At 33.6% G+C, this 20,685-nt stretch carries 12 protein-coding genes, 2 tRNA genes and 2 rRNA genes; 6 read left to right on the forward strand and 10 right to left on the reverse strand.

What is annotated here, in order from left to right; translation table 11 throughout:
* Window positions 1-154: 154 nt before the first annotated feature.
* From ACEW8E_RS05540 to ACEW8E_RS05585, 10 genes are all read right to left on the reverse strand, one after another.
* Window positions 155-1,171 (reverse strand): GNAT family N-acetyltransferase, encoded by a 1,017-nt coding sequence (locus ACEW8E_RS05540; RefSeq protein ID WP_373479345.1) that lies wholly within the window; start codon window positions 1,169-1,171, stop codon window positions 155-157.
* A gap of 9 nt (window positions 1,172-1,180) precedes the next feature.
* Window positions 1,181-2,614 carry a lipopolysaccharide biosynthesis protein gene (locus ACEW8E_RS05545; RefSeq protein WP_373479346.1) on the reverse strand — a complete coding sequence of 478 codons (1,434 nt, stop codon included), beginning with the start codon at window positions 2,612-2,614 and terminating at the stop codon, window positions 1,181-1,183.
* Between the two features lie 6 nt (window positions 2,615-2,620).
* The gene (locus tag ACEW8E_RS05550) at window positions 2,621-3,490 is read right to left on the reverse strand and encodes a sulfotransferase domain-containing protein (protein WP_373479347.1); all 870 of its coding nucleotides are present in this window, start codon (window positions 3,488-3,490) and stop codon (window positions 2,621-2,623) included.
* A 3-nt stretch (window positions 3,491-3,493) separates the two neighbouring features.
* Window positions 3,494-4,429, reverse strand: coding sequence for a glycosyltransferase family 2 protein (locus ACEW8E_RS05555; RefSeq protein WP_373479348.1), 936 nt, complete (start codon window positions 4,427-4,429; stop codon window positions 3,494-3,496).
* A complete protein-coding gene (locus tag ACEW8E_RS05560; protein WP_373479349.1) occupies window positions 4,426-5,856 on the reverse strand; it encodes an NAD(P)/FAD-dependent oxidoreductase in 1,431 nt (476 codons plus the stop codon). Before ACEW8E_RS05560 ends, ACEW8E_RS05555 begins: the two co-directional genes overlap by 4 nt.
* A gap of 141 nt (window positions 5,857-5,997) precedes the next feature.
* Window positions 5,998-7,722: a hypothetical protein gene (locus ACEW8E_RS05565; RefSeq protein WP_373479350.1), complete on the reverse strand. Its 1,725-nt coding sequence runs from the start codon at window positions 7,720-7,722 to the stop codon at window positions 5,998-6,000.
* Between the two features lie 30 nt (window positions 7,723-7,752).
* Entirely contained in the window at window positions 7,753-8,775 is a 1,023-nt protein-coding gene (locus ACEW8E_RS05570; RefSeq protein ID WP_373479351.1) for a glycosyltransferase family 2 protein, read from the reverse strand.
* 64 nt (window positions 8,776-8,839) lie between these two features.
* On the reverse strand, window positions 8,840-10,156 hold the full coding sequence (gene ctpB, locus ACEW8E_RS05575; protein WP_373479352.1) for a carboxyl-terminal processing protease CtpB: 1,317 nt from the start codon (window positions 10,154-10,156) through the stop codon (window positions 8,840-8,842).
* A gap of 144 nt (window positions 10,157-10,300) precedes the next feature.
* Window positions 10,301-12,088 carry an ABC transporter ATP-binding protein gene (locus ACEW8E_RS05580; RefSeq protein WP_373479353.1) on the reverse strand — a complete coding sequence of 596 codons (1,788 nt, stop codon included), beginning with the start codon at window positions 12,086-12,088 and terminating at the stop codon, window positions 10,301-10,303.
* A 326-nt stretch (window positions 12,089-12,414) separates the two neighbouring features.
* Window positions 12,415-14,688, reverse strand: coding sequence for a heavy metal translocating P-type ATPase (locus tag ACEW8E_RS05585; RefSeq protein WP_373479354.1), 2,274 nt, complete (start codon window positions 14,686-14,688; stop codon window positions 12,415-12,417).
* Window positions 14,689-14,850: 162 nt separating this feature from the next.
* Between ACEW8E_RS05585 and ACEW8E_RS05590 the strand changes: the two genes are divergently transcribed.
* The 6 genes from ACEW8E_RS05590 to ACEW8E_RS05615 all read left to right on the forward strand — a co-directional run.
* A complete protein-coding gene (locus tag ACEW8E_RS05590) occupies window positions 14,851-16,326 on the forward strand; it encodes a leucyl aminopeptidase (protein WP_373479355.1) in 1,476 nt (491 codons plus the stop codon).
* Window positions 16,327-16,362: 36 nt separating this feature from the next.
* Entirely contained in the window at window positions 16,363-16,575 is a 213-nt protein-coding gene (locus ACEW8E_RS05595) for a DUF2839 domain-containing protein (RefSeq protein ID WP_373479356.1), read from the forward strand.
* Between the two features lie 358 nt (window positions 16,576-16,933).
* A 16S ribosomal RNA gene (locus ACEW8E_RS05600) occupies window positions 16,934-18,420 on the forward strand.
* Window positions 18,421-18,489: 69 nt separating this feature from the next.
* Window positions 18,490-18,563, forward strand: a tRNA-Ile gene (locus tag ACEW8E_RS05605).
* A gap of 24 nt (window positions 18,564-18,587) precedes the next feature.
* Window positions 18,588-18,660 (forward strand) — tRNA-Ala (locus tag ACEW8E_RS05610).
* Between the two features lie 103 nt (window positions 18,661-18,763).
* Window positions 18,764-20,685: ribosomal RNA gene (locus ACEW8E_RS05615) — 23S ribosomal RNA — on the forward strand; the annotation flags it as partial.

Genomic DNA, 20,685 nt, shown 5'->3' on the forward strand with positions numbered 1-20,685 from the left:
ACAAAGATGATTTTGCTTTCCTTTTTTAATTCCATTTTTGTGAATATGTTTAGACCCGCACTCTGGACATTGTATCATTTTTTTATTTTTGATAATTTGACCCCTTTATCTAAAAATCATACCTTAATTCAGCAACGCCGATTATTAAAACTATTTATTTGAATTTAGTAAAATCTCTTAATTTCCGATATAAAAGATAACTAAAATGAGTTGGTTTTTCTACACTCCAATTAGTAATTAAATTTCCTCCTAATTGATTTTTAAAGTTGTTAACATTACCTAAACTTGCACCAGTTAAATCATTATTTTTATAGCCTAAAGTAGATAAATATTCAAAAGACTTCCATCGTAAGAAAGCCGAACTACCAAGATTAAAATATTGATTATCACTACCAGCACATACAGTATAAGTATTGTAATTATAATCAGTTAAAATTAAAAAAGCACCTACCGATTGATTATTATTTAAACGTACTTGATGAAGTTGACAAAGATTTTTTTCTCGTAAAAATTCGTAATATTTTTTATACTGATTTTCTGAAAAATATAATGAAATTCCTTTTCTTTGATAAGTATTAGAATATAATTTAAAAAAACTATCAAAATCATCATCAACACAAAAATTTAAACCATTTTTAATTCCTCTATTCACTAAACGTCTTAAATTTTGTTCTATATTATGCCAAACGTTTTCTATATCTTGAATATCAACAAGATAACTATAACTAGGTATAACTTTCCAGCCCACATTAAGAAAAGATCTCATATCATTAATTAAATAATAAATATTGAATTTTAAATATACATAATTAATGTCTAATAATTTATTAATTAAAACTTCTAAAATTGCTGCATATCTTGCTCTTTTTTTACTGATATAATTAGTAGAATATTCTTTGAAAACAACACTATGATAGGTTAAAAGACGGTGAGGAAAAGATATACCAACGGGAAGAAATTTTGACCAAACTTCATAAAGAGCTATACCAGCGACTAATTCTGAACCTTGAAATACTGCTAAAATTCTAAATTGATCTCCTGTTATTTCACATAAAATTTTTAAATATTCAGGTAAACTATAAATAGTTCCTGTCGGTGATTCAGATACAAATTTTGACCATTTTTCATATTCTGTTTCGGTTAAAAATTTAGTGGTAAATTTTCTACTCATAAAATAAATTTAGGGTTTAATTAAAGTGTAAATTTGTTTAAATAAAAGAGGAAATATGATCATTAAAGTTAAAGTATATGTTATAAAACCTATTATGGAACTAATAATTAATGTTAGAGAAGGTTCAATATTTATTATCAAGAATTTTTTACTTAAAATCATAACTAAAATCATAACTAATGTACAGGTAATTGGTGCTAAAAAATTTGATAAATAAGTTTTCCAAGATAAAGAAATTAATTTACTTAAAACCCATTGTCCTATAGGAAATACTACATAATCACTAAGTACATAAGCCATAGCAATAGCTTTGATGCCAAATCTGATAGAAATTAAACAAAAAATCAAGTTTAAAATTCCGTTAAATAATTCTAATTTAAACTGTAAATTTGGTTTTCCTAAAGCCACAAATGCGGATCTTTGAAAGAGAGAAATTGATCGAATTATACCGATTAAACTTAAGATTTGCATAATAGGAACAACATTAATCCATTTTTCTCCAAATACAGTTATAATCAATTCTTTACTAAGAATAATAGTGGCAAAAAATACGGGAAAAGCGATTAAACAAGTCCATTGAGTTGTCCGATAAAAAGTCTCTAAAAACCGTTGAGAATCATTCTGTAAACGAGCAAATAAAGGCAAAGAAACTTGACTTAATGTTCCTATTAATAATTGAGTCATTACTTGTAAAATACGATGAGCGATCGCATAATATCCTAAGGTAATTTCTCCTAAAAAATATCCCACTAATAAACTATCAGTTCTTTGATTAAAAAATAATGTTAATTTATAACCTAAAATACTAATTCCAAAACCCATAAAATTTTGTAAATTCGTCACAGAAAATTGTAATTTTGGTCGCCAATCAGATGTATTCCATAAAACAACAACCCTTATAATTTCATAGGTTAATTGTTGCCCAACTAAACTCCAAACTCCAAAGTTATTAAAAGCCATAATAATGCCGATAATTCCTGCAAAAAATACTCCTAATAAGTTGCGAATAGCAATGGCTTTAAAAGCAAAATTTCTGACTAATAAACCTCTTTGAATTTCACTAAAAGAGCTAATAATAAACAAGAAAGAGAAACATTTTAAAACAGGAGTTAAAGAGGGTTGATTAAAACGATAAGCGATAAAATTAGAAAGACAAAAAGTAGAGATAGTTAATAAAAAACCAAGAAGAATTTGTGTCCAAAAAACTGTATTAATTTCGAGATCATTAATTTTTTCTTTTTGAATTAAGGCTTGAGAAAAACCTTGACATAAAAAAAGTTCAAGTAAATTGATAAATATATTAGCAAGGGCAACTAAACCAAAAGCAGAAGGAGTTAATAAACGGGCTAAAATGAGAAATATAATAAATGATACTGCTTGACTACCCCAATTATTAATGCCAGACCAAAACATTCCTCTAATAGTTTTTTGCTGAAGATTCATGGTTTTTTATAAACACCATTGTTCAAAATTTTTACCCGTGTATTCTCTTAATTTATATACATCTTCTTGGAGTAAATTAATTAATTTTTCTCTTAAATTTTCTGTTAATTGTGGTCTTTTAATAGCGTGAGAAAAAGGGAAGTAAATTAAATGTTGAAGACGGTATCTATAAGGAGGAGGTAATAAATCTATTTTTTTGATAAGGGGATTTTTTGAAATAATATTACCTAGTTTATTTTTTCTTCTTTTATGAATAGAATTATGTAATATTTTTTGATAGGGAATCATACTAATATCTTCGGAAATATTTAGAAAATTTAAAATAGATTTTAAAGTAGATTCAGGAAAATTAGATAATTCTTCAATGGTAGTAATAAAAATATTATAAGGAGGAAAATATTTTAGATACTGTTCTAATTGTAGATAATAACTACTCCGAAAAATATAATCATCATTATTAAAGATTGCTTCATCAAAGGGTAAATTTTCTCTTTCTTCTTTATATTCATGGATATATTGGGATAGAATTCTGACTAAAGGATCTCTTAAAATGTAAATTAGTTTAATATCCGATTTTAAATTATAAATTCTTTCAGGACAACCTTCCCATCGAGGATAATTAGTATAATTAGGAGAGGCTTCTCCATAAATTTTAGCTTTACCTTTAAACTGAGATTTATACCAATCCACTCCTTTTTCTAAATTTTTTTCTTTGATAAAAAAGTCTAATTCTTTTTCCGTGGACATAACAATTTCTGGATGAAACTTTAAGTAATAGTGTAAACTGGTAGTGCCACATTTCATGCCACCAATAATTAAAAAATCTGGTAAAATATTTTCTCTATATTGTAATTCTTTCATAAATTTATTAAACATTATTTATTCTCTTGAAGAGTTTTTTCCTAATAATAATCGACAAATTTCTAATAGGGTTATTAAACGAACTAAAAAAAATACTAATATAATGGTAAATTTATCTTTTAATTTGTCTATTTGAGGATTTTTAAAGATTTTTAGAGCAAAACTAACAGGAGGCATTAAATTTAATAATATATATTTTAAAAATAAATAAATACCCTCTGTTTTCGGAAACTCACTTCGTAAATATAAATCATAAATACCGCCAGTATGTCTAATAGTTTGTTTATATAACTGAGAAAATGAATATCGAGAAGGATGAGTAACAGAAACATCAGAAGCATATAATTGAAAATAACCAGAAGCATATACTCTTCTTCCCCAATCTAAATCTCCACTTGATTTGAGATTATCATTAAAAAACCCTACTTTTTCAATTACTTTTTTCCATGTAAACATATTTGCGGTGACAGAAAAATGATTTTCAGTGATAAATTCTTCTTGTCGAAATGCCATTACACTTTCATATAATTCTACGGGAGTTATGGGTTTTTCCTGAAGATAAATTAAATTAATTTTACCGCCAATTAAACCACAGTTAAACACAGAAGATAATTTAATAATTCCTTTTTCTAACCAATCATCAGCAGGAATACAATCGGCATCAGTAAAAGCGATTATCTCTCCTCGTGCAACGGAAAGTCCTTTATTTCTAGCGGCATAAGAGCCTATTTTACTTTCATATTCATATAAAACATTATTGTATTGTTTGGTTAAATTTTTAATACTATCGCTATTATTTGAAGCATTATCGATAACAATAACTTCAAAAAATGTCTGAGGATAAGTTTGATTTTTGATAGCCTCTAAACAGATTTTTAAACCTTGAATATCATTAAATATAGGGATAATAACAGATACAAAATAAGTAGAATTTAATGGAGATTGCTGACTCATTTATTTATTAATTTTTTAGTCATAAATTCTTCATGATAGGATCGCTCTGTGTTAATATCCCATAAATTATGATTTTCACCGAAAATATTTTCTACGGCTAATAATGCTGATAACATAGAGTGATCTTGATTGTTATAACGGTGCATTCCATTACGTCCCACAGATTGTAAATTCTCAAATTCGTCAATGTATTCTTGGAGTATAATTAGGTTTTTTTGATATTCTTCATCATAAACAGGATAAGCCTTTTTTTGTCGAATCACAGTACCATCAATTACTTTTTTGATGTCATCTATCAATCCCAAATTAACTACTTCTTCACTAGCTAATCGGATTAAGTCTTCATTATTCATTTCCCATAATTTATCACCTTCGCTACAAAAATATTCCATTCCTAAACAAGTTTTAGTAACATCAGCTACCATTTTTAAACTCCAATTTTTAAAATTTTGGATGCGCCCTACTTGAAATTCTGGACTATGAATGTAAATCCAATTGTCAGGAAATAAATGTTCTTGGTCAATAATAAGAGGTACAATGAGAAAATCACGATATTTGAGAGTAGAAGCTGCTTTTAAGATATTTTCAGGTGGTAAAGGCTCTAAACGCCTAATTAAAGCAGTTATAGCCATAGTATTAATAAAATGATCTGCTGTCACTCTAAAAGTTTCATTCCCTTTTTGAGCAATAATAGCTGTAATTTTTTTGTCTTTTCTTTGAATTTTAATTACTTCAGTATTAAGTAATACTTGAGAGCCTTTATTTTCGAGTTTTTCTTGAAATTTCTCCCACATCATACCCGGCCCTTTAATGGGATAATCAAATTCTTTAATCAAGGTTTTAGCTTTACTAATGCCAAATAACGCATCAATTACGGCTTTTCGTAAAGATAATCCTTGAATACGTTGGGCAGCCCAATCAGCGCTAATTTTAGTACAGGAAATACCCCAGACTTTTTCAGTATAGGTTTTAAAAAAAGTTTGATATAAGCGCTCACCAAAACGATTTGTTACCCATTGTTCAAAATTTTCTTCTGAAGATAAAGGAAAGATTTTAATTTTAAAATAACTATAAAGGATCATTAAACTATTAATAATTCCTAAATTTTTTACTGCATTTAAAGGTTCTAAAGGATAACTAAAAAATTTACCATCATAATAAATTCGAGAAAGACGAGAAACTTTTATAAATTCATCTTTTAAAACTTCATGCCAAAGATTTTCAACTCTTTTAACTTTGGTAAAAAATCGATGTCCACCTATATCAAAAAGATAACCTTTATAGGTTTCAGTACGAGAAATTCCTCCCACTTTATCCGATTTTTCTAAAACTAAAATATTTTGATTATTTTTACTTAATTCATAACCTGCCGTTAACCCCGCAGGCCCTGCACCAATAATTAGAGTAGGATAGTGATTAGGCTTCACAATAATAAGAATTTAGATAATTTATTTTTATCGTAATAATAACATATAATTTTTATGAAAATCTAATTATAATATTTTTAAATTAGTTATTTTCTTTTACATATTACATTTATTATTCATAAATAATTGATAATTACTAGATTAATTTTTTCTATCTTGAATATTTAAAAATCCTCCACCAATACCTTTTTTTGGATCTTTTAATCTAATATTATCGTAGATAGGAAGAGCAGAACAAGGTAATTCGTGATTCCAGCATTTAATTTTCCAATTATCAGGATAGACATAACTAACATCATTAATTTGTGCTTTTATAACTTCAATTTCAGTTAGTTTTAAAGGTAAAAATAAACGCTCTTTAATAGAATTATCAAAGATAATAATTAGCGAAGTAAAACTTATTAAAATAAAGAAAAATAGTTTATTCATTACAAATTTATTAACATGAAATAATGAGATTAATTTTGGCATAAAAAATATACTTATAAATAAGCTAGGAATTAAGCAAAAATATCCTAAGCCAAATCTTAATAAAGGAATTTGAATCATAATAAAAGTAATACCTAATAAGCCTAAAGCTATAATCCAAGCATATCCTTGAATAGAGTTAATTTTAGCTTTATTTTTAATAATCAAGAATGAAAATATAACAGAAAAAATAATTAATAACACCATTATTTGCAATTTTATTGATGATTTTAACCATTGTAATCTTTTATTTAATATGAAAATTACGGGATTTTTATAATTCTTGCTGGAATCTATACCAATAATACTGGTTTTTTCCTCTTGAATAACAGTTTTATTGATCGCCCATGGTACATTGAAACACAAAAAAGGAGAAGGATATAAAAAGCATCCTGTGGTTTTAATACTATAGCCAAAGGTTGGTATTAATAATAAAATTGATAAACAACTACTAATAATAAATTTTTTAATTATTTTTGATTTTTGATAATTATTAAAGCAAGAAAAAAAGAAGGTTATTCCTAATAGTGGTAAAGCTGATAATTTAATAGAAACTGTGCCTAATGATAAGAAAAGGGGTATGAATTGAGGGAGGAATAAATAATTAGTTGTATTTGATACTTTATAATTATTAGATAATAAAAGCAGACTCCATGCAATAATTCCTATAAAAAAATTAACTGGAATATCAGGAGAGAAAGAAATTAAAATTGGAGATTTAGAAAAAGAAGTTATAGTATAAACAGACAAAATAAAACTATAATAAATAAAAATAAAAGTATCGGAAATTAATAATATTTTAGTTTTTATAAATAAATTTTTGAAGGAAATAAGAAAATGAATAACACCGATAAAAAAAAGAAATCCATTACTTATTGCACCAATATGAGAACCTAAAAAAGGAGCATATAAAGGAGCAGAAAAGGCAAACCAACCAGCATTAAAACCGAATTTAGGATTAATCAAACCTACACCGTAAACTGTCCCAAATTGAGATAACCATTTAATAGATCCCCAATGATATAATCCTGTATCAAACCAGATAATTTTCTGAGTAGTAATAGCAGAAATAATAATAGCAATAAGAAAATAAAATATAATATAATTTAAGTTTAATTTTGTTAATAATGATTTAATTTCTTGACGATTTTTTGAAAAAGAAACGCTTACTAAAATTAATATTAAACTAGCAGATAAACCAACTAAATTAGATAATGGAAGAAAAAAAGATATACTTAAAAGTAATAAAGTTAAACTAATTATTCCTAACCAAATAGACAAAAAAAATCTATCAGTTTTTCTAGTTAAATAATCTATTCGAGTACTATTTAGAATAGCAATACCAAGGATTAAACAAATAAACAATAAAATAGTCCAAACAGAAATAAAGTAGAGCATAATTTTTCATAATTTAGCAATAAAATTAAGCTAATAATCAACCTTATTTGGGGATAAAATTTTAAATTTAAAGAATCCAATAACGAAACCTAAACCACCATAAAAAAAATATAAAAAATGCCAAGGAATAACTTTTAAAGCAAATAATAAACCTTTTTTTTGCCAAAAGAATTGATAAAGATTTTTGTTGACAATTAAAAGAATAATAATATTCAGTAAAATCAAAGGAATAAATATTTTTTGCCAGAAAGATAATAGTATAAATAAAATGGAAAAATAAACAAGAATTATACTAAATCTATTTAACCAATTTAAGTTTAAATCATTGACTATTTGTTGATATTTTAATATTAAAACAGTCCAAGGAATTGCACGGTAAAAAATCTCAGCTTTTAGTAGAGAAATAACAGTCCATTTTTTCAGATGTTTTACTTGAATATCTTTACATAAACGAATTTCATAACCAGCTTTAATAAGTCGATAACCTAATTCAATATCTTCTACGGAAGGAAAACGATAATTTTCATTAAAACCTCCTATTTCGAGAAATATTTTTTTACGCATTATGCCACAAGCACCCCAAAAAGTAGAAGCATTCTCTTTGCCTTTTTGATGATTATAATGGTGAAAAAGATTTTTATATTGAGATAAAAAATTATCCGCAAAAGGTGCATCATCATAAGAACCTATAATAGCTGAAATGTCTTGATTCTGAGCAAAAAAATCAACAATTAGAGGTATGGTATTTTGATTAATAGTCACATCAGCGTCAAAAAAACAAATTAAATCACTTTTAGCAATTTTTGCCCCCATATTTCGAGCTGTAGCTGGTCCTTGACTGATATTATTAACTAAGAGTTGATAGTCAAATTCAGTAGCTAAATTTCTCGAACCATCAGTATCCCCATCAGCGACAATAATTACTTCCACTGATGAAGGTGCAAATTCTTTAATACTGTCTAAACAAAAATGGAAATTTTCACCGCCATTATAAACAGGAATAACTATGGATAAACAATAATTTTCATCATCATTTAATCTAATTTTTTTCACTATTTTATTAAAAAGATAAAACTATAATTATTGTAATAGTAAAAATAACTTTGAAGAATAAAATTTACTGTAAAATACTCACAGGATTAACGGAGTTTTTAGGAGGAATACTACTTCTCATTTTTAAAACCGTTACGGCTTTAGAATATTGAGGATCATCTTTTGTCGCTAATAAAGAAGGATTTTGAGTCAGAAGAAACTCTTGTTCTTTGCTAATATTTTGAACAACATCAGGAGTGATACCTGTTTTATTAATATTTATACCACTGGGAGGATAGTAACGAGAAATTGTCACTGCTAACCCTGAACCATCTGACAGAGAATGTACCGATTGTACTAAACCTTTTCCATAGGTTGTTGTACCTACAATAGTAGCTCTTTTATTCTCTTTCAATGCACCTGTTAAAATTTCACTAGCACTAGCTGAATTACCATCCACTAAAACCACTAAAGGTAAATCTGTAATAGCGGAATTATTAGCTTGAAAACGACGATGGCCACCACGACGATCTACTACATCTACAATTTCACCTTCTGCCATCCACATTCTAGCAATATCAACACTAGCGAATAATAACCCTCCCGGATTACCTCTCAAATCTAAAACAAAGGCGGAGGCTTTTTGTTCTTTCAGTTCGTCGATAGCTTCTTTCATTTGTTGTGCTGCTAAAGAACTAAATTCATCTAATTTGATGTAACCAACGTTTAATTCTCCTTCTTTTTTCAGACTAAAATCTACTGAGGGAACTTCAATTTGACTACGAGTTACTTTTACCTCAAATGCTGGTTTTCTTTCTCTTGAAATTTCAATCCTTACTACAGATTCTAATTCTCCTTTTAATGCTTCGGATGCTTGTTCTAAATTCATTAAGGCTGTGGGTTTACCGTCAATTCTGACAATGCGATCGCCTCTTTTTAAACCAGCTTCTACGGCGGGAGATTTTTTAATTACATCAATAATATATAAATCTTGAGTACGAGGATCAATAGCGATACGAATACCTACCCCAGATACTTCCCCTGATGTTTGACCTGTAAGAACTTCAAATTGTTCGGGAGGAAGAAAACGAGTATAAGGATCGTTTAATTGTTTTAATGCTTGATTAATAGCACGATAAGCCTGTTTTTTACTAGAGTAATTTGCTTTTAAAAGTTCTTCTCTTTTATTTTGCCAGTTGACTTGATTAAAATTGCGATCAACAAATTCATTATTGACTATTTGCCAAACTTCATCTACCACCATTTTTGGGCTATCAGTCATTTCAGCTTGAACAGTGGGAGGGCTAAAAAAAGTCAGTAAACCACCTGTGAAGAAAGCGGTTAATACTGATTTAAACAGAGGAATTGTCTTAATAGAAAGTTTTGGTGGTGACTGAGTCATAAATGTGGGTGAGTCAAGTTATCTCTATATTTACCTATGTCAACTTACCTTGAGCATTTCTGATTAACGGATAGCCTAGCAAGATTAAGCGATTATTTTATTGTAGTCAATTAAAACGCAAATTAACAATTAAGAAGACGTTGTTTATTTAGTGGGAAATTTGGGAATAGAATCAATTAGTTTTCTGGTATATTCTCGTTGAGGGTTTTCAATGATTTGTGTTGCCGTAGATATTTCTTCAATTTTACCTTTATTCATCACCATAATGCGATCGCTCATAAATTTAATGACACTTAAATCATGGGAAATAAAAATATAAGTCAAGCCAAACTCTGATTGTAATTCTTTAAGTAAATTTAAAACTTGTGCTTGAATAGAAACATCTAAGGCAGATACGGATTCATCGCAGATAATTAATTGAGGATTTAAAGCTAAAGCCCTAGCAATACATACTCTTTGCCGTTGCCCTCCAGATAACTCATGGGGATAACGGTTAAACCAATGAGGATTTAAACCAACCCTATCAAGAAGATATGTTACTCTTTCTTTACGTTTATGGTTATTACCACCCATACCATGAATTATCAAAGGTTCAAGAATGGTATTACCAATATTAATACGAGGATTAAGAGAATTATAAGGATTTTGAAAGACAATTTGCATTTCTCGGCGTAATTGCCTTAAACGAGAGCTTTTTGGCGGTAATTGGGTTAAATTTTGTCCTAAAAACTGGATTTTACCTTCTTTTGTGGGAATTAATCTTAAAATTGTTCGAGCTAAAGTTGATTTACCGCAACCCGATTCTCCCACTAATCCTAAAGTTTCTCCTGAAAATACTTGAAAACTAACATCATTTACTGCCCAAAAATATTCTTTTTGCCAAGGTAATGAGCTTTTTTTGGGAAAGCCAACCTTTAAATTTTCCACCGTCAGAAGGGCTTGATTGAGCTTAATTTCTCTGATATTTTGGGAAAATGAGGGGGGAGTCGTTGCGGAATTATTCCCCATAAAATCAGCAACAGTCGGCAAATAAGTGCGAGTTTCTTCTAACCTTGGGCGACAGGCTAGTAAACCTTTAGTATAGGGTTGTTGAGCATTAAAAAGAATATCAAGAGTTTTGCCATATTCAACAATTTTTCCTTGATACATTACCGTTAAACTGTCGGCGATGTTGGCTACTACCGCTAAATCATGGGTAATAAAAATTAACGACATTTCTCGACTACGACATAATTCTTTTAATAATTCCAAAATCGTAGCTTGTATTGTTACATCTAACGCTGTAGTTGGTTCGTCTGCTATTAATATACTAGGTTGACAAGAAATAGCCATAGCAATCATGACTCTTTGTAATTGCCCTCCACTCATTTCTTGGGGAAAACGTTTTAAAATTGCCCTTTTCCGTTGATTAAGATAGGATTGAATTTCTTTGGGGTTTGAAGTGGCGTTTTGTTGTAAAAATTCTTCGGTTAATTGAGCATCATTAGGTAATAATTTAACTTCTTGTAATAAATTAATAGCTTGTCTTTTTGCTTCTAATTCAGAGATATTTTGGTGTAAACGGATAGCTTCTGTAATTTGAAAACCGATATTATAAACAGGATTAAGAGAGCTCATCGGTTCTTGAAATATCATTGCAATTTTTCCCCCACGATATTGTCTTTTTTCATCGGAGGAAAGAGAAACTAAATTGAGAGGGGTTGAAGATGGGTTATCTTGAAAATAAATTTCACCACCAGTAATTTTCCCTGAAGATGGTAATAAGCCCATTATAGCTAAGGATGTAACGGATTTTCCTGAACCAGATTCTCCCACAATACCTAATATTTCGCCTTTTTGTAGTGCAATATTAATTTTATCTACGGCAATGGTAGGTTGATTTTCATCGTTAAGGAATACCACTTGTAAGTTACGAATATCAAGAATAGTCATGTTAACTACACTATTACTAATTGATCACACCATCTTAATAATAAGCTAAGACGCATTTAACTCATATTTTCTTCTCATAATAAAAAAATGAAACTAAATTCTTAACTAGACCTCTTGCAAAATAAAAGGTAAAATCTATTTTAGGATGGAAAACATTAATTTTTTTACTCATTACTCATTACTCATTACTCATTACTCATTACTCATTACTCCACTTCTGCAAGAAGTCTACTGTTACCTTTAGCCTTTAAATGCAAACCAGCTTAACACTAAAACTGTATTAATTAATTTTAAATAATCACGAAAAGTTGATTAATATATTATAGTTATAACTTAATTTTCTTTAGTTGTAAAGCATTTGTTACCACTGATACAGAGCTAAAAGCCATAGCACCTCCAGCAATTATGGGGTTTAATAACAATCCGAAAAAGGGATATAAAATACCTGTGGCAATTGGTATTCCAATTACGTTATATACATAGGCAAAAAATAGATTTTGTTTAATATTTTTCATGGTTTCTTTACTTAATTTTATCGCCGCTATAATACCTTGTAAATCTCCTGATATTAGCGTTATATCACTAGATGAGATCGCCACATCTGTACCCGTGCCAATAGCAAAGCCAACGTCAGCTTGGGCAAGTGCGGGTGCATCATTAATACCATCGCCTACCATAGCGACTAATTTTCCTGTATTTTGCTGAATTTCTTTAATTTTTGCTATTTTTTCCGAAGGAAGTACTTGGGCAAAAAAGTGTCTAATACCCACTGCAGAAGCGATTTTCTGTGCTGTTTGTTGATTATCCCCCGTTAACATAATGACTTCTAAACTTTGTTGTTGCAATTTTTGGATTACTGATTTAGAAGAATCTTTGAGAGTATCAGAAAGAGCGATTAAACCCTCAATTTCACCATTTATGGCTATCCAAGCATTAGTTTTTTCAAAAACTTTATTATTGCATAAACTCTCTAATTTAGCCGTATTAATACCTAAATTCTGAAACCATATTTTTGTCCCTATTTGTATTTTGCGATCGCCAATAATTCCTTGCACACCACAGCCTGAAATTGCTTCAAAATTTTTAATTTTTGCCTCATTAACCTCCCAATTTTGGGGAGAATTAAAGTTAATTTCTTGTTTTTTGGCATATTCGACAATGGCTTTGGCGATGGAATGTTCCGAATTATGCTCTAAAATAGCCACAAGGGTTAAAATATCTTTTTCCGATTCCGTGCCGTTAACGGTGATAAAATCAGTTACCACAGGTTTTCCAACGGTTAAAGTGCCTGTTTTATCTAAGACAATAGTTTTAATTTTATGTGCCAATTCCAAACTACCAGCATCTTTGATTAAGATACCGTGATTTGCACCTAAACCAGTGGCTACCATGATAGAAGTAGGAGTTGCTAAACCTAAAGCACAAGGACAAGCGATAATTAAGACATTGATAGAAGCGATTAAAGCAAAAGTCAAATTATGAGCAAAAAACCACCATGAAAAAAAAGTAATAACAGCGATTATAATAACTATAGGTACAAAATACGCTGTAATTTGATCTGCTAATTTTTGAATAGGTGCTTTACTATTTTGTGCTTGTTTAACTAATTCTACAATTTGTGCCAAAAAAGTATCTTTACCAATTTTTGTGGCTTGAAAAATAAAACTACCCGTTTGATTAATCGTTGCACCGATAACATCATCATGGATAGTTTTTTTAACCGTCACAGATTCTCCCGTTACCATGCTTTCATCGATGGAAGATTCACCATTAACAATTTTGCCGTCAACAGGGATTTTTTCTCCCGGACGAACTATGATTAAATCACCAATTTTAACTTCTACAATCGGTATTTCTTGCTCAAAATCTTCACGAATAACCCTAGCGGTTTTTGCTTCTAACTGTAATAACTTTTTAATTCCTTCCGAAGTTTGACTTTTTGCCCTATGTTCGAGTAATTTTCCTAATAGAATAAGAGTAATAATCACTGCCGCCGATTCATAATAAACATCTGCTTTTAAACTATGATTCTCGAAGAAAGTAGGAAACAAAGTAACTGCCATGGAGTAAAAATAAGCAGCACCAGTACCTAAAGAAACCAAAGTATTCATATTACTGGTACGATGTTTTAAGGCAGAAATTGCACCGATAAAAAAAGATTTCCCGCACCAAAATAAAACAGGAGTCGTTAAAATTAGCTGTAACCAAGGGTTATGTAACCAATGAGGAATAAAAGGAAGACTTAAACCTGTCATCATTGGTAAAGAAGTTATGACTAAAAAACTGCTAATTATCGCCGCAATTTTAAATTTATAGACTAATTTTCTTTCTTGATTAATATTTTTTTCTTTTTCCTCGTCTTTATTACTATTTTCTAAAATATACGCCTTATAACCTGCTTTTTTTACTGCTTCTTGAATTATCTTTGAATCAGTTTTTTGTGGATTATAAGTAACAATGGCTTCTGATAGAGCATAATTAACGATAGATTTTTCTACACCGAAAACCTTATTTATATTAGTTTCAATGGTTTTTGCACAGGTAACGCACCCCATACCTTCCAACTGAAAAGTTTGTTTTTCTAAATAGCTAGTCTTCATGGATTTTTAAAGATAATTTATTGACTAACTCTAGGTTAAACTCTCCACCTAACTAGAATGTCAACTCATTTCATTTTCTACTAAAGTTTTTTGCATAGATACAACATCTCAGCTAAATTAGTAAAATCAATAACTATAAACCTCAATTAGCTTAAATCAACTATGAAAATTAAAATTAGCCATGATTCTAAATTATCTTGGAGTGGTGATGCTTTAGCTTTAAGTTTTTTTACTGATAAAGTAGAACTTAATCCAGAATTAACACAATTAGATCAAAATTTAGATAATACTATTAATGAATTAATTACTGAAACTGAGTTTACGGGAAAATCTGGAGAAACTATCATTACAAGAGTTGGTGGTAAAAATAGTCTTCGTAAAATTATTTTAGTTGGTTTAGGTAAAGAAGAAGATCTCACTCTTGATTCTTTTCGTCAAGCAGGAGGAAATATTGCCAGAATAGCAAAACAAAATAATATAAAAACTTTAGCAATCGCTATAAATCACCATAACTATGAAGATGATATACTTGCTCAAGTTATCAGTGAAGGAATTATTTTAGCTTTACATGAAGATAAACGCTTTAAATCTGAGCAAAAAACTTCAAAAATTACCTTAGACAGTATCGAATTATTAGATTTACCAGCTTCAAATACTGCTATTGAGACTGCTGAAAAAATCACATCGGGAGTCATTTTAGCAAGAGAGTTAGTTAACGCACCAGCTAACGAAATCAATCCTATTACCATGGCAAAAACCGTAGAAAAAATCGCCACTGAATATGGATTAGAATTAACTATTTTAGAACAAGCTGACTGCGAAAAACTAGGTATGGGGGCATTTTTAGGAGTAGCATTAGCTTCTGATTTACCTCCTAAATTTATTCATCTTATTTATAAACCAGAAGGCATCGCAAAACGTAAATTAGCCATTATCGGTAAAGGCTTAACCTTTGATTCTGGTGGTTTAAACCTTAAAATTAGTGGTAGTGGCATTGAAACTATGAAAATGGATATGGGTGGGGCTGCCGCTACTTTTGGAGCTGCTAAAGCGATCGCACAGTTGAAACCTAACGTAGAAGTGCATTTTATTAGCGCCGTTACTGAAAATATGATTAGCGGCAAAGCAATGCACCCTGGTGACATTTTAACAGCCTCCAATGGCAAAACAATCGAAATTAATAACACTGATGCAGAAGGTCGTTTAACCTTGGCTGATGCCCTAGTTTATGCCGATAAATTAGGGGTTGATGCCATGGTAGATTTAGCCACTTTAACAGGTGCTTGTATTGTCGCTTTAGGTAACGATATTGCAGGTTTATGGACAACAAATACTCCACTAGCAACACAACTAACCACATCTGCTCAAATAGCTGGAGAAAAATTTTGGCAAATGCCGTTAGAAGATAAATATTTTGATCAATTAAAATCACCCATCGCAGACATGAAGAATACGGGTAGTCGTGCGGGAGGCTCAATTACTGCAGCTTTATTCTTACAACAATTTGTGAAAAATACTCCTTGGGCACATTTAGATATTGCAGGCCCAGTTTGGGCGGAAAAGCCAACGGCTATAGACAATGAAGGAGGTACTGGTTTTGCTGTAAGAACTCTAGTAAACTGGATATTAAGCAACTAATCATTTATAAAAATTTATTATAATTTAACAAAAATTATGGGTGAATCGAAAAGAAGAAAAGGAGTTTTAGGTGAAGATTACGGTAAAGAAGAACGTTTTATCTCATGGCTACCTTTAACCAAAACTCAAGCCGAAGATGCTTATAATTTAACAACTCGTGGTGCATGGATTGGCATCGCTTTATTAGCTTTTGGGTGGATAACCATTAGATTTATCGGACCTACCTTTGGTTGGTGGGAAGTAAATTAAAGTTATCTCTTATTTTTCCTTGAATGAGGTATTCAATTAAAAAAACAAAAAAAATCTTAAAACCCTTACATAAAAGTAAGTATAGCCATTAAATTGTTAACGGGGGAAAAAGATTTAAAGAAAAAGTTGCCAAAAAGAAAAAGATTAGTTATATTAGTAAATGTGCGATTGAGAGCAAACGCCTCACTCTGACACCACGAACCTCGACAATTTAATAGTTTGAAAGCCATTTTCAAATATAACATACACCCTTGTTAAAGAACTTTAAATTAACAAAACAAGTATTAAATTACTAAAAAAAAGAGCAATCAAAAAGCTCGTTGAGAGGACGAAGTAGTTGAAAGATGAAAAGGAATCTACAATGGAGAGTTTGATCCTGGCTCAGGATGAACGCTGGCGGTATGCCTAACACATGCAAGTCGAACGGTCTTTTCGGAGATAGTGGCGGACGGGTGAGGAACACGTGAGAATCTGCCTTTAGGTCGGGGACAACAGTGGGAAACTACTGCTAATACCGGATGAGCTGAGAAGTAAAAGATTTATCGCCTAAAGAGGAGCTCGCGTCTGATTAGCTAGATGGTAGTGTAAGGGACTACCATGGCGACGATCAGTAGCTGGTCTGAGAGGATGAGCAGCCACACTGGGACTGAGACACGGCCCAGACTCCTACGGGAGGCAGCAGTGGGGAATTTTCCGCAATGGGCGAAAGCCTGACGGAGCAATACCGCGTGAGGGAGGAAGGCTCTTGGGTTGTAAACCTCAGAACTTAGGGAAGAAAAAAATGACGGTACCTAATATAAGCATCGGCTAACTCCGTGCCAGCAGCCGCGGTAATACGGGGGATGCAAGCGTTATCCGGAATCATTGGGCGTAAAGCGTCCGTAGGTGGCAATTCAAGTCTGCTGTCAAAGACCGAAGCTCAACTTCGGGTAGGCGGTGGAAACTGAAGAGCTAGAGTATAGTAGGGGTAGGGGGAATTCCTAGTGTAGCGGTGAAATGCGTAGAGATTAGGAAGAACACCAGTGGCGAAGGCGCCCTACTGGGCATATACTGACACTGAGGGACGAAAGCTAGGGTAGCGAAAGGGATTAGATACCCCTGTAGTCCTAGCGGTAAACGATGGATACTAAGTGTTGTCTGTATCGACCCAGACAGTGCTGAAGCAAACGCGTTAAGTATCCCGCCTGGGGAGTACGCACGCAAGTGTGAAACTCAAAGGAATTGACGGGGACCCGCACAAGCGGTGGAGTATGTGGTTTAATTCGATGCAACGCGAAGAACCTTACCAAGGCTTGACATCCTGCGAATCTCTTTGAAAGAGGAGAGTGCCTTAGGGAACGCAGAGACAGGTGGTGCATGGCTGTCGTCAGCTCGTGTCGTGAGATGTTGGGTTAAGTCCCGCAACGAGCGCAACCCTCGTCCTTAGTTGCCAGCATTAAGTTGGGGACTCTAGGGAGACCGCCGGGGAGAACTCGGAGGAAGGTGGTGATGACGTCAAGTCAGCATGCCCCTTACGTCTTGGGCTACACACGTACTACAATGGTTGAGACAAAGGGAAGCGAAACTGCGAAGTGAAGCGAATCCCGTCAAACTCAGCCTCAGTTCAGATTGCAGGCTGAAACTCGCCTGCATGAAGGAGGAATCGCTAGTAATCGCAGGTCAGCATACTGCGGTGAATCCGTTCCCGGGTCTTGTACACACCGCCCGTCACACCATGGAAGTTGGTCACGCCCGAAGTCGTTACCCCAACCTTTTAGGAGGGGGATGCCGAAGGTGGGACTAGTGACTAGGGTGAAGTCGTAACAAGGTAGCCGTACCGGAAGGTGTGGCTGGATCACCTCCTTAAAGGGAGACTTCTAGAGGAAGTCAGCAAGAGTGTGGAAGAGGCTTTCAAACTATTAAGACTGGGTTCATGGGCTATTAGCTCAGGTGGTTAGAGCGCACCCCTGATAAGGGTGAGGTCCTTGGTTCAAGTCCAAGATGGCCCACTTACTCCAAGAGAGTAAAAGAAAGGGGGTATAGCTCAGTTGGTAGAGCGCCTGCTTTGCAAGCAGGATGTCAGCGGTTCGAGTCCGCTTATCTCCAGATGAACAAGTCAGCATCTATAACGGAATGCTGAACAATAGTTCAGTAAGAACCTTGAAAACTGCATAGAAAAATAAGTAGAAAGAGCTGTAAAAAACAGACAGGTCAAGCAAACAAGGGCTGATGGTGGATACCTAGGCACACGAAGGCGAAGAAGGACGTAGCAACCTACGAAAAGTCTCGGGGAGTCGGAAGCAGACTATGAGCCGAGAGTGTCCGAATGGGGCAACCCTAAAAACACATCTTTCAAGATGATGAGCGAACCTGGTGAACTGAAACATCTTAGTAGCCAGAGGAAGAGAAAACAAAAGTGATTCCCCTAGTAGCGGCGAGCGAAGAGGGAACAGCCTAAACCAGTGTTTACGAAGACTGGGGTAGTGGGACATCGACATGAAGAAAAGAGGTTAAACGAACTAGCTGAAAACTAGACCGAAGAAGGTGAAAGTCCTGTAGTTGAAAACCAAATGGAAGCTAGATGAATCCCGAGTAGCACGGTATAAGTGGAATCCCGTGTGAATCAGCCACGACCACGTGGTAAGGCTAAATACAAAGTGTGACCGACAGAGAAAAGTACCGCGAGGGAAAGGTGAAAAGAACCCCGGGAGGGGAGTGAAATAGAACATGAAACCATCAGCTTACAAGCAATGGGAGTCCGATTAAACGGATGACCGTGTGCCTGTTGAAGAATGAGCCGGCGACTTACAGGCGGTGGCGGGTTAAATCGAAAAGATGAAGCCAAAGAGAAATCGAGTCCGAAAAGGGCGTTAGTCACGGTTTGTAGACCCGAACCCGGGTGATCTAACCATGGCCAGGATGAAGCCACCGTAACAGGTGGTGGAGGTCCGAACCGACCAATGTTGAAAAATTGGCGGAGGAGCTGTGGTTAGGGGTGAAATGCCAATCGAACCCGGAGCTAGCTGGTTCTCCCCGAAATGTGTTGAGGCGCAGCGGTGTATAAGGGAATGGGGGGTAAAGCACTGTTTCGTTGCGGGCTGCGAGAGCGGTACCAAGATGAGACAAACTCAGAATACCCATGACTATAGCACTAGTGAGACGGTGGGGGATAAGCTTCATCGTCAAGAGGGAAACAGCCCAGACCATCAGCTAAGGTCCCAAAGTATTAACTAAGTGAGAAAGGAGGTGGGAGTGCACAGACAACCAGGAGGTTTGCCTAGAAGCAGCAATCCTTGAAAGAGTGCGTAATAGCTCACTGGTCAAGCGCTCCTGCGCCGAAAATGAACGGGGCTAAGTTAATCACCGAAGCTATGGACTTAGAAATAAGTGGTAGGGGAGCGTTCTATATAGGGTGAAGCATTAGCGGCAAGCAGATGTGGACAGTATAGAAGTGAGAATGTCGGCTTAAGTAGCGAAAATTAAGGTGAGAATCCTTAACCCCGAAAACCCAAGGGTTTCTCCAGAAGGCTCGTCCGTGGAGAGTTAGCCCGGACCTAAGGCGAAGCGAAAAGCGTAGTCGATGGCAAGCAGGTAAATATTCCTGCGTGGCTTTATCGGAGTGATTACAGGGACCCATAAAAACTAAGCACACCCTGAGTGGATTGGGAGCAATTTATTGCGAGTGTGGAAAGATAGTGGCAAGAAAAGCTGTAATGATGTTGAAGATAGAGTCCCGGTACCCGAAACCGACACAGGTGGGTAAGTAGAGAATACTAAGGGGAGCGAGATAACTCTCTCTAAGGAACTCGGCAAAATGACCCCGTAACTTCGGGAGAAGGGGTGCCCTCGCAAGAGGGTTGCAGTGAAATGGCCCAGGCGACTGTTTAGCAAAAACATAGGTCTCTGCAAACTCGAAAGAGGAAGTATAGGGGCTGACGCCTGCCCAGTGCCGGAAGGTTAAAGAAGTTGGTCAGTCTTAGGATAAAGCTAGCGACTGAAGCCCCGGTGAACGGCGGCCGTAACTATAACGGTCCTAAGGTAGCGAAATTCCTTGTCGGGTAAGTTCCGACCCGCACGAAAGGCGTAACGATCTGGGCACTGTCTCGGAGAGAGACTCGGCGAAATAGGAAT

Origin of the sequence: Geminocystis sp., assembly GCF_041753295.1 — a bacterium.
In the GTDB taxonomy this organism is placed as follows: Bacteria; Cyanobacteriota; Cyanobacteriia; order Cyanobacteriales; family Cyanobacteriaceae; genus Geminocystis.